Raw genomic sequence first — 15,190 nt, 5'->3', positions numbered from 1 at the left:
TTCCCACCCCGCATTGATCTGCGCGGGGTCCCCTGGCGAAATCATTAGGAGGCAATCATGCAAACCGACACCCGCTTCAATCTGGTCGACAGTGACGATGTCATCGGCACAACCGTGTACGATGCCGGCGACGAGAATGTAGGCAAGGTGGAACGGCTGGTCCTGACAAAGCGGGATGGCCGGGTGGCCTGCGCGGTGCTCAGCTTCGGCGGCCTTTGGGGGCTTGGCAGCGAATATTACCCCATTCCCTGGTCCAGCTTGACCTATGACGAGGGTCTGGACGGCTTCCGGATCCGGCTCACCAAGGAGCAGATCCAGAACGGGCCGAAATACGACCCCAACCGAGGCTACGATTGGTCTGATGAAAACAGCCGGCGTATCCACGGTTACTACGGCGCCGAATATCCGTCTTGACCAAGAAAGGCCCGCGGGCGTCAATCGCCCGCCCGGGCCGCACCTCAACGCGCTTGAGCGTCATCTCCCCGGTCCCGCTCGCGTTGATCTTCGATTTCCTCGGGTTCTTCTTCATCGAGAGTGGTCAAGTTGTCCCGGCCGGCAGTCCGCAGCAGTTCGTCGAGCTTGGCGTGGATGGCCTGCGTGTCCCGGTGCTCGGCGCGCTGGATGAATAACGTCATCACCCACGTCGCAAGCGTCGCTACGCCGTGCCAGCCCAGCGAGGACCTATCGAGTGCCAGCCATGCAACTGTGTACAAGCCGAACACTATGAAGGCCCAGGGCCTGGCGAGCAGGGTGCCAACCTCCGTTATCGCGGTTCTTACAGCTCTGCCTGCCATGCGTGGCAAATCGGCAAAGCGTTCAATTGTTCCCGCTTCGCCATCGCTGATGCCGATGAGCCAAGCCGTGGCTCCACCCGCGGAACAATGTCCTCCGTGTACGTTGGGGCGGTTTGGCAGAGGTGGAACCTCCCGGGAGAGTGGTCGCACTGCGACTGGTCGCCAGGGACGCTCGCAGCACGGCCGATTGGCGGCAGGTGAAGCCACCTCCGGGCATTCTATTCTCACTGCAGCCTGCATGTTGCTCATAGTCGCTGCGGGTTTCGCCGCGCCAACCAGCGCATCAGCCGAGGGCGCGATCAAGCCGCCGAGTGCCGCGGCTCCGCCCGACGACGGCCAGTGGCTTATGCCGGCAAAGAACTATGCCTCGACGCGATACAGCGAACTCACAGAGATCGACCGGAGCAACGTCAAGAACCTGCAGGTAGCGTTCACCTTCTCTACGGGAACCTGAAGGGCCTGGAGGCTGCGCCGCTCGTCGTGGGCAGCACCATGTTCGTGGTCACTCCCTATCCCAACATCCTCTACGCGCTCGACCTCTCAAAGCCGGGCGCCCCGATGAAGTGGAAATACGAACCAAATCCGGAACCCGCCGCGCAAGGTGTGGCGTGTTGCGACGTCGTCAACCGTGGCGCGGTCTATTCCGGTGGCCGCGTCTCCGGCGGCCGCGTCTTCTTCAACACTACGGGGCAGGCCATCTGGAACACTAAGGTCGGCAATATCAACATTGGCGAGACCGTCACCATGGCGCCGCTGGTGGTGAAGGACAAGGTGCTGCTTGGAAATTCCGGCGGCGAGCTCGGCGTGCGCGGCTGGATCAAGGCGCTGGATGTCGGCGACGGGCATGTCGTGTGGACAGCCTACAGCAACGGCCCCGACACGGACGTTCTGATAGGGCCGGATTTCAAGCCGTTCTATGACGGCGACAAGGGCAAGGACCTGGGTGTGACCAGTTGGCCGCCCGACGCATGGAAGATCGGCGGCGGCAATGTTTGGGGCTGGATCTCCTACGATCCCGAGCTCGACCTGATCTATCATGGGACCGGAAACCCCGGCCCGTGGAATCCGGACCTGCGGCCCGGAGACAACAAGTGGACGGCGGGGGTCTTCGCGCGCAATCCTGAATACGGGAGCGGCCCACTGGTACTATCAATGGACGCCGCACGACCAGCACGACTATGACGGCATAAACGAGCTGGTTCTGCTCGACATGGACTGGCAGGGCAAGCCCCGCAAGGTGCTCGTGCGCCCGGATCGCAACGGCTATCTCTATGTACTCGACCGCACTACGGGCGAGGTGCTTTCCGCCAAGCCCTTCGCGCCGGTCATCAACTCGAGCAAGGGCGTGGACCTCAAAAGCGGGCGGCTAATCGAGAACCCGGACAAGAAGACCGGCACCGGAAAAGTGGTGCGCGACATCTGCCCCACTGCGGCCGGCGCTAAGGATTGGCAGCCTTCCGCGTTCTCCCCGAAAACGGGCCTTCTCTACATTCCGCACAACAACATGTGCATGGACGAACAGGGCGTGGAGGTGAGCTACATAGCCGGCACACCCTATGTCGGCATGAATGTGCGGATGATTCCGGGGCCTGGCGGTCATCGCGGCCAGTTCACGGCCTGGGACATCGCCAACGAACATGCGACCTGGAAGATAGATGAGAACTTCCCGGTCTGGAGCGGTGCGTTGGTCATCGCGGGCGATGTCGTATTCTACGGAACGATGGAGGGCTGGTTCAAGGCGGTGAACGCCCAGACCGGCGAGTTGCTTTGGCAGTTCAAGACATCGTCCGGCATCATCAGCCAGCCGATAAGCTATCGAGGGCCGGACGGCCGGCAATACATCGCCGTCCTTTCCGGGGTTGGCGGTTGGGCAGGCGCGATCGTGTCCGGCGATCTCGACCCGCGAGACGCCACCGCGGCGCTCGGCTTTGTCAACGTGATGAAGGACCTGAAGGAAGCCACGAACCCTGGAGGCACGCTCTATGTGTTCCGGCTGCCCTGAAAGCGCTGCCAGGTCGGGAAGGTCGTCAGGAGAACCGATCACCGGCGCAGTGTTGCTGCTCGCGTTCATATTCGGTCTTCCCGTCGCGGCGACCACGACCAATCCGGCGCGCGAACTGCGTGTGTGCGCCGATCCGAACAATCTGCCGTTTTCAAACGAGCGCGAGGAAGGGTTCGACAACAGGATCGTCGACATCGTTGCCAGGGAGCTTGGCGCCAGCGTCTCCTATGTGTGGTGGGCGCAGCGACGCGGCTTCATCCGCAATACGTTGAAGGCAGGGCTGTGCGATCTCGTTCCCGGCACGCCTTCGGGCCTCGAGCCGTTGCGCACCAGCCGCCCTTATTACCGCTCCACCTATGTGTTCGTCACCCGCGAGGACGGGCCGCAGATCACTTCATTCGATGATCCGGCGCTTCGAGGCTTGCGGATCGGGGGTCCAGCTGATCGGCGACGATGGTGCCAATACGCCGCCGGTGGCCGCACTGGCACGCCGGGGCATTGCCGGCCATGTGCGCGGCTTTCCGGTATATGGCGATTATTTGATGCCGAACCCGAGCGCCAGGATCGTCGATGCCGTGGCGAGCGGCGATGTCGACGTTGCGATCGCGTGGGGGCCCGCTTGCAGGCTACTTCGCCGACAGGCAGGCAGGGAAACTCAGGATCAGCCCGGTCACGCCCGCAGTCGACCTGCCGATGCTGCCGATGGTCTACGATATTTCCATGGGAGTGCGGCGCGAGGACGTCGCGCTTCGCAGAGAAATCGACGACGCGCTGACGAAACATCGCGCCGAAATAGAGGCGGTGCTTTCCCAGTATCACGTACCGCGGCCGAACCAGAGCGAAGCGGTGCCGCGATGAGCGCGCGCGCCTCCATCATGCTCCTGTGCGCAATGGCGATGATGGCCGCCTGCCATCGCGAAGAGCGCAATACCCAGCCCAGCCCCGATACAGGTAGCGGCGAACAACCTTCACCGGTGACGACGCTGGCACCGGGCGGGACACGACCTTCGCCGGTGAACAGCAAGGCGGCCGAGTTCGAAGGTAACGCCTTTCACCTCAGCGAGGGCAAGCGGCTGTTCGATCAGTTCAATTGCTCGGGCTGCCACGCCAAGGGAGGCGGCGGCATGGGCCCGGCGCTGATGGATGAGAAATGGATCTACGGCGGCTCGACCGAACAGATCCATGCCCATCCGCGACGGCCGGCCAAACGGCATGCCCGCTTTCGGCGGGCTGATCCCCGACGATCAGATCTGGGAGCTCTCGGTCTATGTCCGCTCCCTGTGGGGCAAGGAATCCTCGGCAGCCGCGCCAAGCCGCAACGACGAGATGATGCCACATCCTTCGGAAAACAGGTTGCCGGGCGCCGCCACACTGGGGAAGTCGCCATGAGGCAGCCTATGGGTCGGAACAGCTTGATGCTGGCTTCGATTCTGGCACTGGCCGGGTGCAGCGGCATACAATCGGCACTCAACCCGCAGGGGCCGGCAGCCGGCGAGTTGGCGCGGCTGATCATCTTCTTCACGGCACTTTGCGCAGTCGTGTGGCTAGCGGTGATGGCGGTGCTGGTAACGGTTCCTCGGAGAGGCAAGGAGCGGGAGCTTGGCGCGTCCGTCATGCATCTCGCGCTGACTTCGATGCACACCGCACTGCTTGGCGTGCTGCTCCTCTTGTCGCCCCGGCTCTGGTATCCGCCAAACCTTGGCATCTCGGAACTGTGGGGCCTGACGCCCCTGGAAGACCAACAGCTCGCCGGATTGGTCATGTGGGTGCCGGCCGGCTTGGTCTATGGCGGTGCGGCGGTCGCCGTGGCTGGAATCTGGATCACCGCCAGCAGCAGGCCTGGTTACAAGCGCGTGCATGCATGATCGATGGGTGAGGCGTGCCGGGTCAGCAATGTCGATCCGCGATGTGAAAGGCCCGCCGCAAGAGTTCGGCGGGCCTGGAAGGTATGTCCAAGACGCTACCGTACAACCTCGATGACCCGGCGCGTATCCGGGTCCACCAGGACGGTATGGTCATTGATGACCACATATTGGTAGCGGACATCCGGAACGTCGATCCGGTGCAGTTCGACTTCGTCAGGCACCGTCGATCCCACGTTCAGTTCCAGTCCCAGCAGACTGATCGAGGCCAGGGGATTTTTGTGGACGTATTCCCTGATCACGGTTTGCTGCTGTGGTTGGATAACCACGTCTTGCGCCGCCGCCAGTCCTGCACCACCGATCAGAGCTGCCGCCGCTAAAGCGATCCTAAAAATGTGTCGCATGACGTCCTCCTTGTGAATTTCAGATCATCCCACCCGTACGCAAACTCAGAAGTCGGTGAAGGGTTCCGCCGTTGCTGCTTCGGCGAGGTTACGCTATCCGGTGCGGGGGATGCGCATGGCGCGCCCCAACTCTGCATTTGAAGGGGAGGTGCCTGATGTCGCGCAGAACTGTCATGATCGCCGGCGGAGCGGGGGGCATGGGCATTGCGGCCGCGCTGCGGTTTGCAGCCGATGGCGACCGCATCGTCGTCGCTGACCTTGAAGGGCCGCGCCTTGCCGACGCCAAGGAGCGGATTGAGGCCGCGGGCGGCGAGGCCCTGACAATAGCTTTTGACATCCGTTCCGTCGCCGCGTGCCGGGAAGCAGTTGAAACCGCCGTGGAGTGGGGCGGCGGCATCGACGTGCTGGTGAACGCGGCCGGCGTCTGGCTAGAGGGGCCTTCCACGCAGGTCAGCGAACCGGACTGGGACCGCGTGCTCGACATAAATCTCAAAGGCGCTTTTTTCCTGAGTTCCGCGGCGACCCCTCATCTCATCGCGTCACGCGGGGCGATAGTGAACATCGCATCCGATGCGGGCCTGGTCGGCAACAACGGCGCGGCGGTTTACTGCGCCTCCAAGGGCGGGCTGGTCCTGCTGTCGAAGGCGCTGTCTCTTGAACTCGCGCCGCACGGGGTCCGGGTCAATGCGGTCTGCCCGGCGGATGTCGCAACGCCGATGATCGAGTTTCAGGCAACGGCCTATGGCGACGGCGATCCGGAAGGCTACAAGCGCAGGCTGCTTTCCCATTACCCGCAGGGCGACAGCGCCCGTTTCATCAAGGCCGAGGAAGTCGCCTCGCTCATCCATTTCCTGTGCCAGCCGGGTGCTGCACCCATCACCGGCACCGCGCTTCCGATCGATTTCGGCGTGACCGCAGGCTACTGAACCGCGTTGCAGCGGCTGAAAACAAAGAGGGGACTTACCGTGTCAACGAAATCCACGACCGCGCTGGTGACGGGGGCAGGCGCACCCGACGGGATCGGCATGGCGATTGCGCGTGCGCTGTCGCGGTCCGGCCTGTCGGTCGCCATCACCTCATCTTCCGACCGCATCTTCGAGCGCGCCGCGGAGCTTGAGGCCGAAGGTATCGCGGTCAAGGCGGCGGCGGCCGACCTGACCGATGCAGTGCAGGTTGCGCGTCTTCATGCCGAAATCGGTGACGTCGACATACTGGTCAACAATGCGGGGATGGGAACCGCCGCGCAGCCGGCAGTGCAGAAGCGCTTCCTGGAATTGACGGAGAACGACTGGGATCGGGGCATCGACGTCAGTCTCAAGACGGCGTTTCTCGTCACCCAGGCATTTCTGCCGCGGATGGTCGAGAAGGGGCATGGCCGCGTGGTCAACATCGCGTCTGTCACTGGCCCCTACGTCTCCAACGAGGGAGAATCGGCCTATTCCGCCGCCAAGGCCGGTATGGTGGGCATGACCCATGCGCTCGCCCTGGAGGTCGCGCGGCAGGGCGTCACCGTCAATGCCGTCGCGCCCGGCTGGATCGAAACCGGCGCCTCGACGCCGGAAGAACTGGAGGCTGCTCGCGGCACGCCGCCGGGCCGGGCGGGAACGCCGGACGAAGTTGCCGCGGCGGTGGCATTCCTGGCATCCGACGCGGCAAGCTACGTCAACGGCTCGGTTCTGGTGGTGGACGGCGGAAATATCCTGCAGGAGCGGAAAGGGTAGCGCGGCCTCCGGCGGCTGGTCAGTCCAGCGCGCGATCGAGATGCGTATAGCCGCCGTCGACGAACAGCCACTGACCCGTGGTGTGGCTGGCGCGCTCGGAGAGCAGGAAGATCACAGTGTCGGCGATCTCCTCGGCCGTCGTCATGCGCTGGCCGAGCGGAATACGGCGGGTGATTTCCTCAAGCCGCGCGTTCGGATCGTCGAAGGTTCTCAGCCACTTCTCATAAAGCGGCGTCATCACCTCGGCCGGAATGACTGCGTTGACGCGAATGCCGTGGCCTCGCAGGGCTGCCGCCCATTCGCGTGTCAGCGACAATTGCCCGCCCTTTGCCGCGGTGTAGCCGCTGGTGTTTCCCTGCCCGGTCAAAGCGGTCTTGGACGAGACGTTGACGATGGCGCCGCGCGAAGCCTTCAGCCACGGCAGGCAGTGGTGGGCGGCGGTGTAGTAATGGATCAGGTTGCGCTCGAGCGACTGGCGAAACGCTTCCGGGCCGGCTTCCAGGCCGATGCCGTCGTTGATGCCGGCGTTGTTGACCAGCCCGTCGATGCGGCCGTAAGCGTCCGAGGTTGCCTTCACCGCTGCCTCGATCTCCGCATCGTTCATCAGCTCGACCTGGATGAATTTTGCCCGTGGCGCCAGCTGTCGCAGCCGGGCGTCGAAATCCCCAGCTGGCGCGCTGCGGCCGAACACGACGGGAACTGCGCCCTCGGCAGCAAGGCCGAGTGTGACCGCGCCTCCGATGCCGGCGGCGCCGCCGGTGACGATGACGACCTTGTCCTTCAAGCCCAGATCCATAACCGTCCCCGTCAGCCCCGGAATTGATAGTTTTCCAACGTATCGGGCTTCATCTCCACCGAGAAGCCGGGTGCAGTGGGAGGCATGTAGGCGGCGTTGCGCACGATGCACGGCTCCTTGAAGTGCTCGTGCAGGTGGTCGACATATTCGACCACGCGGCCCTCGCGCGTGCCGGCAATGCAGACATAGTCGATCATCGACAGGTGCTGGACGTATTCGCACAGGCCGACACCGCCGGCGTGCGGGCAGACAAGCAGGCCGTGTTTCGCTGCCATCAGCAGCACGGCCAGGATCTCATTGACGCCGCCGAGGCGGCAGGCGTCGATCTGCACCACGTCGATGGCGCCGCGCATGATGAACTGCTTGAACATGATGCGGTTCTGGCACATCTCGCCGGTCGCCACCTGCACAGGCGCCACACCGTCGCGGATCTTGCGGTGCCCCTCGACATCGTCCGGGCTGGTCGGCTCCTCGATGAACCAGGGCCTGGCGAAAGCGAGGTCGCGCACCCACTCGATGGCCTGGTCGACCTCCCACACCTGGTTGGCGTCGATCATCAGTTGGCGTTCGGGGCCCAGCACCTCGCGGGCGATGCGCAGGCGCCTGATGTCGTCGGCCTTGTCGCGGCCGACCTTGAGCTTGACGTGGTTGAAGCCCGCCTCGGCTGCCTCGCGGCACAGGCGGCGCAGCTTTTCGTCCTCATAGCCCAGCCAGCCGGCCGAGGTCGTGTAGCAGGGATAGCCCTCGCGCTCGAGGGTGGCGATGCGTTCGGCTTTGCCGGGCGCCTTGTCGCGCAGCATGGCGAGCGCCTCTTCGGGCGTTATGCAGTCGGTGATGTAGCGGAAGTCGATGCAGCGCACGAGTTCCTCGGGCGACATGTCGGCGACCAGCCGCCAGACCGGCTTGCCCGCCATCTTGGCCCAGATGTCCCACACCGCGTTGACGACCGCGCCGGTGGCGAGGTGGATCGCGCCCTTGTCCGGGCCGATCCAGCGCAACTGGCTGTCCGAAGTGACGTGGCGCCAGAATGCGCCCATGTCGGCGATGACCGCGTCCATGTTCAGGCCGACGACGAGGTGGCGCATCGCCTCGATCGCCGCGCAGCAGATCTCGTTGCCGCGGCCGATCGTGAAGGTCAGGCCATGCCCTTCGATCCCGGGCGTGTCGGTATCGAGGATGACATAGGCCGCCGAATAGTCGGGGTCCGGGTTCATTGCGTCGGAGCCGTCGAGGTGCTGCGAGGTAGGGAAGCGCAGGTCGAGCACCCGCATGTCGATGATGCTGGTCATGGTCGGGATTCCTGAAAAGTCACGCGGAGCGTTTGGCAGTCGCATTCTGCAAGCCGGAGGGGGCGTCCCCTCCGGCTTGCAGAAGCTGGATCAGTCGTAGAGAACCGCCGCGATCTCCGGCTGGTCCATGCTCGACTTGTCGTAATAGTAGAAGCCGGTGTCGATATGCTTCTCGACGGCTTCCCCCTTGGCGGCCTTGACCGCAGCTTCGACGGTCCTGTAGCCGATGCCGACCGGGTTCTGGGTGATGGCGCCGGCCATTTCGCCGTCGCGGATCGCCTGCTTCTGCTGGGTGCCGGAATCGTAGCCGATGATCACCACCTTGCGGCCCAGTTCCTTGGCGCCGTTGACGACGCCGATGGCCGAGCCTTCATTGGCGCCGAACATGCCCTTCAGATCCGGGTTGGCCTGCAGGATCGCCTTGGTGATCTCGGTCGACTTCAGATGGTCGCCCTCGCCATATTCGATGGCCACGATCTCGACCTTCGGATGAGCTTCCTTGATGCGGTTGACGAAGCCGTCGCGGCGGTCGATGCCGGTGCGGCTGGTCTGGTCATGCACCACCAGTGCCACCTTGCCTTCGCCGCCAATCAGTTCGGCCATCTTGTCGGCGGCAAGGGCCGCCGCGGCGAGATTGTCGGTCGAGGCGGTGGCAACGGGGATGTCGCTGTCGACGCCGGAGTCGAAGGCGACGACGGGGATGTTTGCATCCTTGGCCTGCTGCAGCAGCGGGATGGCCGCCTGGCTGTCGAGTGCTGCGAAGCCGATCGCTGCCGGCTTCTTGGCGAGGGCTGCGGCCAGCATGTCGATCTGTCGGTCGACCTGCGACTCCGAATCCGGGCCTTCGAAAGTGACGGTCACGCCGAGATCAGCCGCGGCCTTGTCCGCGCCCGCCTTCACGGCCTGCCAGAACTGGTGCTGGAAGCCCTTGGAGATGAGCGGGATGTACATGTCCTCGGCCATTGCCATGGTCGAGCCGCTGCCCATGAGGGCGATGGCGCTGAGGGCGCCGAGAACGGTGCGTCTGTTAAACATGGTTTCCTCCGTTGGTTCGTTTTGATCGAAACTTACCCGGAGCGCTTTCGCTCTCTTCTGGTTGTTGGCGCGGCCAGAAGGCTGCGCAAGGCACGCCTCCTCAAAGCCTGCTGCGGCGCAGAATGTCGGTGTAGACGGCGAGAATGATGATGCTGCCGGTGACCACCGTCTGCCACTCCTGGGCGACGGACAGGATGCGCAGGCCGTTGGCCAGCACGCTGATGATCAGCGCGCCGATGAGGGTGCCGATGATCGTGCCGCGCCCGCCCGAGAGCGACGTGCCGCCGATGACCACCGCGGCGATGGCGTCGAGTTCATAACCCTGGCCGAGAGCCGGCTGGGCCGAGTTGAGCCGCGAGGCGATCAGCAGCCCGGCGATGCCGCAGATGCTGCCGGCGAGCGCATAGACGGCGATCTTCCAGCGATCGGTGTTGACGCCGGAGAGGCGCACCGCTTCCTCGTTGGAGCCGAGCGCGAAGGTGAAGCGGCCGAGGATGGTCCGCTCAAGTATGAAGCTTGCGGCGATGGCCACCAGAAACAGGATCAACACGCCGTTGGGGATGGGCAGGGCAGGGACAAGCGAACCTATGAGCGACCCCTGCGAGATCTGGGTGAAGCCCGGCGTGCCGTTGAAGTAGATCGGCCGTGTGCCGGAGATGACCAGCGACAGGCCCTTGAGAATCAGCATCATGCCCAGCGTGGCGATGAAGGGCGGGATTTTCAGCTTGGCCACGAAGGTGCCGGACAGGGTGCCGCTCACCGCGCCGGCGATCACGGCGGCGAGCACGCCAAGGCCCAGCGGCATGCCCCAGAAGGTCAGCACCACACCGGCGCTCACGGCGCAGAAGGTCATCAGCGTGCCGACGGACAGGTCGATGCCACCGGTGATGATGACCAGCGTGGCGGCGATGGCCAGCACGCCATTGACCGATGTTGCCTGCAGGATGGCGATGATATTGCTGGTCTGCATGAAATTGGGCGAGGCGAGGCTGAAGACGATGATCAGCGCGATCAGGCTGGCGAAGGCGAGCAACCGGTGCTGGGCGCCGGAAAACCTTGTGCCGGACGGGATATTCGCGGTGGACGTCGTCGCACTCATCTGGCCTCTCCCTTCGCTGGCTTCGCTTCCTTCATGCGCTGAGCTCAATGGCCTCGCCGCGCATGGTGGCGAGGTTCATGATCTCCTCCTGAGACGAGCCCGGAGGCAGAAAACCGGTGAGCGTGCCTTCGCACATCACTGCGATGCGGTGGCTCAGCCTCAGGATCTCGGGCAGCTCGGAGGAAATGACGATGATGGCGCGGCCCTGATCTGCCAGCGCGTTGAGCAGCTTGTAGATCTCGTTCTTGGCGCCGACGTCTATGCCGCGCGTGGGTTCGTCGAAGATCAGCACATCGCAGTCGCGCAGCAGCCATTTGGCGATGACGATCTTCTGCTGGTTGCCGCCGGAAAGCAGCCGCGCCTCCTGCCGGTCCGACGGCGTCTTGATTGCCAGCTGGTCGATGTAGCGCATGGCAGCGTCGTGCATGGCCGCCTCCTTGAGCAGCCCGCCCGGGCCGGTGAAGCGGCCCAGGCTTGCCATTACGACGTTGTTGCGCACATCCATGCCGGTGGCGAGGCCGAAGTGCTTTCTGTCCTCGGAGAGGTAGCCGATGCCGGCGCGCACCGCGTCCTGAGGCTTGCGGATGTCTACCCGCCTGCCATGCACGAAGATCTCGCCGCCGTCGCGCCGGTCGGCGCCGAAGATTGCGCGTGCAACCTCGGTGCGGCCGGCGCCCATCAAGCCGGCAAAGCCGAGGATTTCGCCCTTGCGGACGGAGAACGAGACGTTGCGGATTTCCTTGCCCCGGCTGAGCCCTCGAACTTCGAGGACCACGGTTGTGGCGGAGTGATCGGGGACCCTCGGGCGCTCGTCGGACAAGGCGCGCCCGACCATCATGGAGATGATCCTCTCGACCGGGGTCTCGCGCGCGGGCAGGGTGCCGATATATTCGCCGTCGCGCATGACCGTCACGCGGTCGGCAACGCGCTTCAGCTCGTCCATCTTGTGCGAGATGTAGACGATGCCGGCGCCCTCGGCCTTGAGCCGGGCGATGATGGCGAAAAGCTCCTTGATCTCGGCCTCGTTCAGCGCCGCGGTCGGCTCGTCCATGATCAGCACCCGCGAGCGGTGCGACAGCGCCTTGGCGATCTCGACCATCTGTTGGCGCGCGATGGTGAGCCCGCCCACCGTGGTGCGCGGATCGAGCTTCAGATGCATGCTGGCGAAGATCTGCGCGGCCTGCGCGTTCAGCTTTGCCTCGTCGAGCAGCAAGCCCGCCGCCTTGCGCGGCTCGCGGCCGATGAAGATGTTTTGCGCCGCGGTCAGATGCGGCATCAGGTTGAGTTCCTGATGGATGATGCCGATGCCAAGGTCTTGCGCCTGGCGCGGCGAGCCGATTTCCACCGGCTTGCCGTCGAGCAGGATTTCGCCGCTGTCGCGCCGGTAGATGCCCGCAAGGATCTTCATCAGCGTGGACTTGCCGGCACCGTTCTCCCCCATCAGCGCGTGCACCTCGCCCGCGCGCAGCTCGATCTGCGCATTGTGCAAGGCGCGCACGCCGGGGAACGATTTCTGGATGTCCTTCATGAGGACGAGGGCGCTCATACGCGGCCCCCGTCAAGACCGTAGAAGCGTTCGGCGGCGTGGGCATGGATGCTTGCCCGCTCTGCCTCACCGAGGCCGTCGAGCAGTCGCGCGGTGACCTCGTTCCAGAAGTCGTAGCCGGCTGCGAGCGTCAGGACTGGCCAGTCCGACCCCCAGACTATGCGTTCGGGCCCGAACCAGGCAAGCAGCCTGTCGACCGTGGGCCGGAGAAAAACAGCCGCTGCTTCGGGCGTTGCGCGACAGCCAGCGGGCATTTCGGTGAGCAGGCCGGAAAGCTTGCAGAAGACTTGCCGGCGCGAAGCAAGTTCTTCCATGCCGTGCTCCCACATTTCGTGGCGCGGATCGTCGGCCGGGGCGGTGAAGGCTGGCTTGGCCGCATGGTCGATGATGACCGGAAGATCCGGATTTGCATTGACGAAACGGATGAGGGCCGAAAGGTGCTGCGGCATGACCAGCGCGTCGAAGCGCAGGCCGAGCCGCTTCAGGGCCGCCACCGTTTCTGGGTGCGGGCGCGTAGCGATCCATTGCGGATCGTCGAGATCCTGCAGCATGGGGCGCACGCCCTTGAACAGCGGGTCGCGGGCAAAGCGCTCGAGCGAGCCGACGCTGCGGGGATCGGACAGGTCCACCCAGCCGACGACGCCCCCAACGGCATCGTCCTCGTGCCCCTGTTCGAGCAGGTAGTGCGTCTCGGCCTCGGTGGGGGCGGCCTGGACGAGGATGCGGCGGCCGACGCCTGCCGCACTGGCCAAGGGGCGCATGTCAGCCGCGCCGAAGTCCCGATGGATCGGTGCGAGATGCTCAGCGTCCGGCGTCAGCCAGTCATAGTCGCCGCGTTCGAGCGCCCAGTAGTGGCAGTGGCCGTCGATCCTTGCGATCATGGCCCGCCCCTCTTCGCCTATATGGTGACGCCGCCGTCCACCAGGACGGCCTGGCCGGTGACGAAGCGGGATTCGTCCGAAAGCAGGTAGACGACCAAGGGCGTTATATCGTCGACGGTCGCGAGACGGCCTATAGGCTGGCGGGCGATGAAGTCCTTTTCGGCCTGCACCGGGTCGGCTGCCGCGGCGATGCGGCCGCGCAGCGACGGGGTGTCGACCGTTCCGGGACAAAGCGCGTTGCAGCGCACGCCGCGGCGCACATAGTCGGCGGCCATGGCCTTGGTGAAGCCGATCACGGCCGCCTTTGTGGCGCCGTAGACCAGACGGTTCGGGAAACCCTTTATCGAGGACGCCATCGAGGCCATGTTGAGGATGGCGACGGAGCCGTTTGTCTCGGCGCGCTCGAGCATGCCGGGCAGGAAGGCCTGGGTGGTGCGGTACATGCTCTTGACGTTGAGGTCGAAGCTGAAGTCCCAGTCGTCCTCGCCGCATTCCATGATGGTGCCGTGATGCACGAAGCCGGCGCAGTTGAACAAGCCGTCGAGCGCCGCAGCCGGTCCGCGCGCGAACGCCGCCACGGCAGCGCTGTCGCACACGTCGAGACGGTGGGTTTCGATGAGGCTGTTCTGCTCTGAAAGCGAGGCGAGCGCCTCGGCATTGATGTCGGTGGCGATGACGTGCGCCCCTTCGGCAGCACAGGCAAGCGCGCTGGCACGGCCAATGCCCTGGGCAGCTGCGGAAATGAAGATGCGTTTGCCCCTCAGTCGCATAACCGTTGCCTCCTCCCAGCAAACTGCTTGCGATCCTGTCTATATACAAACATACTATTCATAAATAAATCGCCCCTGCAATGGGCAATCGCAAGGCCCGGTTGACCGGGAGGGTTTGGAGCAATGCCGAAGCGGCCGGCCAAAACGTCAGACGAGACGGCCAAGGACGAGCGCTACAGGGCGCCGGCACTCGACAAGGGGCTGGACATTCTTGAGCTTCTGTCTGAGCAGCCAAGCGGCCTGACGCGCGCGGAGATCGTGAAGGCCATGGGGCGGGGGCCAAGTGAGGTCTACCGCATGCTCGAAAGGCTGGTGGCGCGCGACTATGTCAGCCGCTCGCCGGAGGGCGACCGCTACGCGCTGACCATGAAGCTGTTCGTGCTGGCCCACCGCCACCCACCGGTGCGACGACTGGTGACGCGCGCCCTGCCGCTGATGGATGGCTTTGCTCGCGATGCCGGCCAGTCATGCCATCTGGTGGTGGCCGACCGCGACGCGGCAATCGTGGTGGCTCACGCCAGCTGTCCCGGCAACTGGGAGTTCGGCATCCGCATCGGCGCCCATATCGACCTGCTGACGACCGGGTCCGGCCAGACGCTGCTGGCCTTCCAGGACGAGCATTCAGAGGCGGAAATCGTGGCGCGCTGGGATGGAACCAGAATGGCCGAAACCTTCGCCAGACTGGAGCCTGCGCTGGCGGGCTATCGAAGTGCCGGCCACCGGATCGGCGAAAGCCAGCAGATTCGCGGTGTCGACGATATTTCCGTGCCGATCTTGTCGCCGGAGGGCTACGCGATCGCGGTGCTGACCTGCCCCTATATACAGAGGCTGGACAACGCCCAGGCCGATATCACCCAGACATTGGCCTTGTTGAAGGACGTGGCGGCAAAGCTGTCGCTATCTTGAAAGGGGAAGCCTGCCGGGAGCGCTGAGCCATCTCTGGACAGTGTTCTCCCGGTGCAGCTTGGTGTCCTTCCTGTCTCGACTGGAG

At 64.4% G+C, this 15,190-nt stretch carries 14 protein-coding genes and 2 pseudogenes; 7 read left to right on the top strand and 9 right to left on the bottom strand.

What is annotated here, in order from left to right; genetic code table 11:
* Positions 1 to 57: 57 nt before the first annotated feature.
* Positions 58 to 414: a PRC-barrel domain-containing protein gene (locus AC3A4H_RS02780; RefSeq protein ID WP_348778119.1), complete on the top strand. Its 357-nt coding sequence runs from the start codon at positions 58 to 60 to the stop codon at positions 412 to 414.
* A gap of 44 nt (positions 415 to 458) precedes the next feature.
* Here AC3A4H_RS02780 and AC3A4H_RS02775 read toward each other — a convergent pair whose 3' ends face one another.
* Positions 459 to 635 (bottom strand): low affinity iron permease family protein, encoded by a 177-nt coding sequence (locus AC3A4H_RS02775; protein WP_487765316.1) that lies wholly within the window; start codon positions 633 to 635, stop codon positions 459 to 461.
* Positions 636 to 1,032: 397 nt separating this feature from the next.
* On the opposite strand from AC3A4H_RS02775, the pseudogene AC3A4H_RS02770 reads away from it, so the two are divergent.
* The 3 genes and pseudogenes from AC3A4H_RS02770 to AC3A4H_RS02760 all read left to right on the top strand — a co-directional run bounded on the left by AC3A4H_RS02770 (position 1,033) and on the right by AC3A4H_RS02760 (position 4,661).
* Positions 1,033 to 2,796: pseudogene (locus AC3A4H_RS02770) on the top strand (methanol/ethanol family PQQ-dependent dehydrogenase).
* Positions 2,777 to 3,654 (top strand): annotated as a pseudogene (locus AC3A4H_RS02765) (substrate-binding domain-containing protein). Before AC3A4H_RS02770 ends, AC3A4H_RS02765 begins: the two co-directional pseudogenes overlap by 20 nt.
* Entirely contained in the window at positions 3,651 to 4,661 is a 1,011-nt protein-coding gene (locus AC3A4H_RS02760; protein WP_487765315.1) for a cytochrome c oxidase assembly protein, read from the top strand. The pseudogene AC3A4H_RS02765 and the gene AC3A4H_RS02760 overlap by 4 nt, the downstream one beginning before the upstream one ends.
* 95 nt (positions 4,662 to 4,756) lie before the next feature.
* Here the strand turns inward: AC3A4H_RS02760 and AC3A4H_RS02755 are convergent, their stop codons facing one another.
* Entirely contained in the window at positions 4,757 to 5,062 is a 306-nt protein-coding gene (locus tag AC3A4H_RS02755; protein WP_487765314.1) for a DUF1236 domain-containing protein, read from the bottom strand.
* Positions 5,063 to 5,217: 155 nt separating this feature from the next.
* Between AC3A4H_RS02755 and AC3A4H_RS02750 the strand changes: the two genes are divergently transcribed.
* Complete coding sequence (locus tag AC3A4H_RS02750) at positions 5,218 to 5,988, top strand: SDR family NAD(P)-dependent oxidoreductase (protein WP_348778122.1); 771 nt, start codon at positions 5,218 to 5,220, stop codon at positions 5,986 to 5,988.
* Between the two features lie 39 nt (positions 5,989 to 6,027).
* Positions 6,028 to 6,783 carry an SDR family NAD(P)-dependent oxidoreductase gene (locus tag AC3A4H_RS02745; RefSeq protein ID WP_487765313.1) on the top strand — a complete coding sequence of 252 codons (756 nt, stop codon included), beginning with the start codon at positions 6,028 to 6,030 and terminating at the stop codon, positions 6,781 to 6,783.
* Positions 6,784 to 6,802: 19 nt separating this feature from the next.
* Here AC3A4H_RS02745 and AC3A4H_RS02740 read toward each other — a convergent pair whose 3' ends face one another.
* The 7 genes from AC3A4H_RS02740 to AC3A4H_RS02710 form a co-directional block, all read right to left on the bottom strand.
* A complete protein-coding gene (locus AC3A4H_RS02740) occupies positions 6,803 to 7,579 on the bottom strand; it encodes an SDR family oxidoreductase (protein ID WP_487765312.1) in 777 nt (258 codons plus the stop codon).
* Between the two features lie 11 nt (positions 7,580 to 7,590).
* Positions 7,591 to 8,868, bottom strand: a complete 1,278-nt coding sequence (locus tag AC3A4H_RS02735; protein ID WP_487765311.1) for an L-fuconate dehydratase — start codon at positions 8,866 to 8,868, stop codon at positions 7,591 to 7,593.
* A 90-nt stretch (positions 8,869 to 8,958) separates the two neighbouring features.
* Positions 8,959 to 9,903 (bottom strand): substrate-binding domain-containing protein, encoded by a 945-nt coding sequence (locus AC3A4H_RS02730; RefSeq protein ID WP_487765310.1) that lies wholly within the window; start codon positions 9,901 to 9,903, stop codon positions 8,959 to 8,961.
* Positions 9,904 to 10,003: 100 nt separating this feature from the next.
* Positions 10,004 to 11,002, bottom strand: coding sequence for an ABC transporter permease (locus AC3A4H_RS02725; RefSeq protein WP_487765309.1), 999 nt, complete (start codon positions 11,000 to 11,002; stop codon positions 10,004 to 10,006).
* A gap of 31 nt (positions 11,003 to 11,033) precedes the next feature.
* The gene (locus AC3A4H_RS02720; protein ID WP_487765308.1) at positions 11,034 to 12,548 is read right to left on the bottom strand and encodes a sugar ABC transporter ATP-binding protein; all 1,515 of its coding nucleotides are present in this window, start codon (positions 12,546 to 12,548) and stop codon (positions 11,034 to 11,036) included.
* On the bottom strand, positions 12,545 to 13,429 hold the full coding sequence (locus tag AC3A4H_RS02715) for an amidohydrolase family protein (RefSeq protein ID WP_487765307.1): 885 nt from the start codon (positions 13,427 to 13,429) through the stop codon (positions 12,545 to 12,547). The genes AC3A4H_RS02720 and AC3A4H_RS02715 overlap by 4 nt, the downstream gene beginning before the upstream one ends.
* A gap of 17 nt (positions 13,430 to 13,446) precedes the next feature.
* Positions 13,447 to 14,199, bottom strand: a complete 753-nt coding sequence (locus tag AC3A4H_RS02710; protein WP_487765306.1) for an SDR family oxidoreductase — start codon at positions 14,197 to 14,199, stop codon at positions 13,447 to 13,449.
* Between the two features lie 123 nt (positions 14,200 to 14,322).
* On the opposite strand from AC3A4H_RS02710, the gene AC3A4H_RS02705 reads away from it, so the two are divergent.
* Positions 14,323 to 15,105, top strand: a complete 783-nt coding sequence (locus AC3A4H_RS02705) for an IclR family transcriptional regulator (protein WP_487765305.1) — start codon at positions 14,323 to 14,325, stop codon at positions 15,103 to 15,105.
* The last annotated feature ends 85 nt before the right edge of the window (positions 15,106 to 15,190 follow it).

Source organism: Pseudaminobacter sp. Soil_N_29 (assembly GCF_057656055.1).
This window is presented reverse-complemented; position numbering and strand designations above follow the sequence as displayed.

What these genes read in the sequence shown, in the direction of transcription:
- AC3A4H_RS02780 (WP_348778119.1), top strand. Translation starts at nt 58, where the DNA reads ATGCAAACCGACACCCGCTTCAATCTGGTCGACAGTGACGATGTCATC.
- AC3A4H_RS02775 (WP_487765316.1), bottom strand. Translation starts at nt 635, where the DNA reads ATGACGTTATTCATCCAGCGCGCCGAGCACCGGGACACGCAGGCCATC.
- AC3A4H_RS02760 (WP_487765315.1), top strand. Translation starts at nt 3,651, where the DNA reads ATGAGCGCGCGCGCCTCCATCATGCTCCTGTGCGCAATGGCGATGATG.
- AC3A4H_RS02755 (WP_487765314.1), bottom strand. Translation starts at nt 5,062, where the DNA reads ATGCGACACATTTTTAGGATCGCTTTAGCGGCGGCAGCTCTGATCGGT.
- AC3A4H_RS02750 (WP_348778122.1), top strand. Translation starts at nt 5,218, where the DNA reads ATGTCGCGCAGAACTGTCATGATCGCCGGCGGAGCGGGGGGCATGGGC.
- AC3A4H_RS02740 (WP_487765312.1), bottom strand. Translation starts at nt 7,579, where the DNA reads ATGGATCTGGGCTTGAAGGACAAGGTCGTCATCGTCACCGGCGGCGCC.
- AC3A4H_RS02735 (WP_487765311.1), bottom strand. Translation starts at nt 8,868, where the DNA reads ATGACCAGCATCATCGACATGCGGGTGCTCGACCTGCGCTTCCCTACC.
- AC3A4H_RS02730 (WP_487765310.1), bottom strand. Translation starts at nt 9,903, where the DNA reads ATGTTTAACAGACGCACCGTTCTCGGCGCCCTCAGCGCCATCGCCCTC.
- AC3A4H_RS02725 (WP_487765309.1), bottom strand. Translation starts at nt 11,002, where the DNA reads ATGAGTGCGACGACGTCCACCGCGAATATCCCGTCCGGCACAAGGTTT.
- AC3A4H_RS02720 (WP_487765308.1), bottom strand. Translation starts at nt 12,548, where the DNA reads ATGAGCGCCCTCGTCCTCATGAAGGACATCCAGAAATCGTTCCCCGGC.
- AC3A4H_RS02715 (WP_487765307.1), bottom strand. Translation starts at nt 13,429, where the DNA reads ATGATCGCAAGGATCGACGGCCACTGCCACTACTGGGCGCTCGAACGC.
- AC3A4H_RS02710 (WP_487765306.1), bottom strand. Translation starts at nt 14,199, where the DNA reads ATGCGACTGAGGGGCAAACGCATCTTCATTTCCGCAGCTGCCCAGGGC.
- AC3A4H_RS02705 (WP_487765305.1), top strand. Translation starts at nt 14,323, where the DNA reads ATGCCGAAGCGGCCGGCCAAAACGTCAGACGAGACGGCCAAGGACGAG.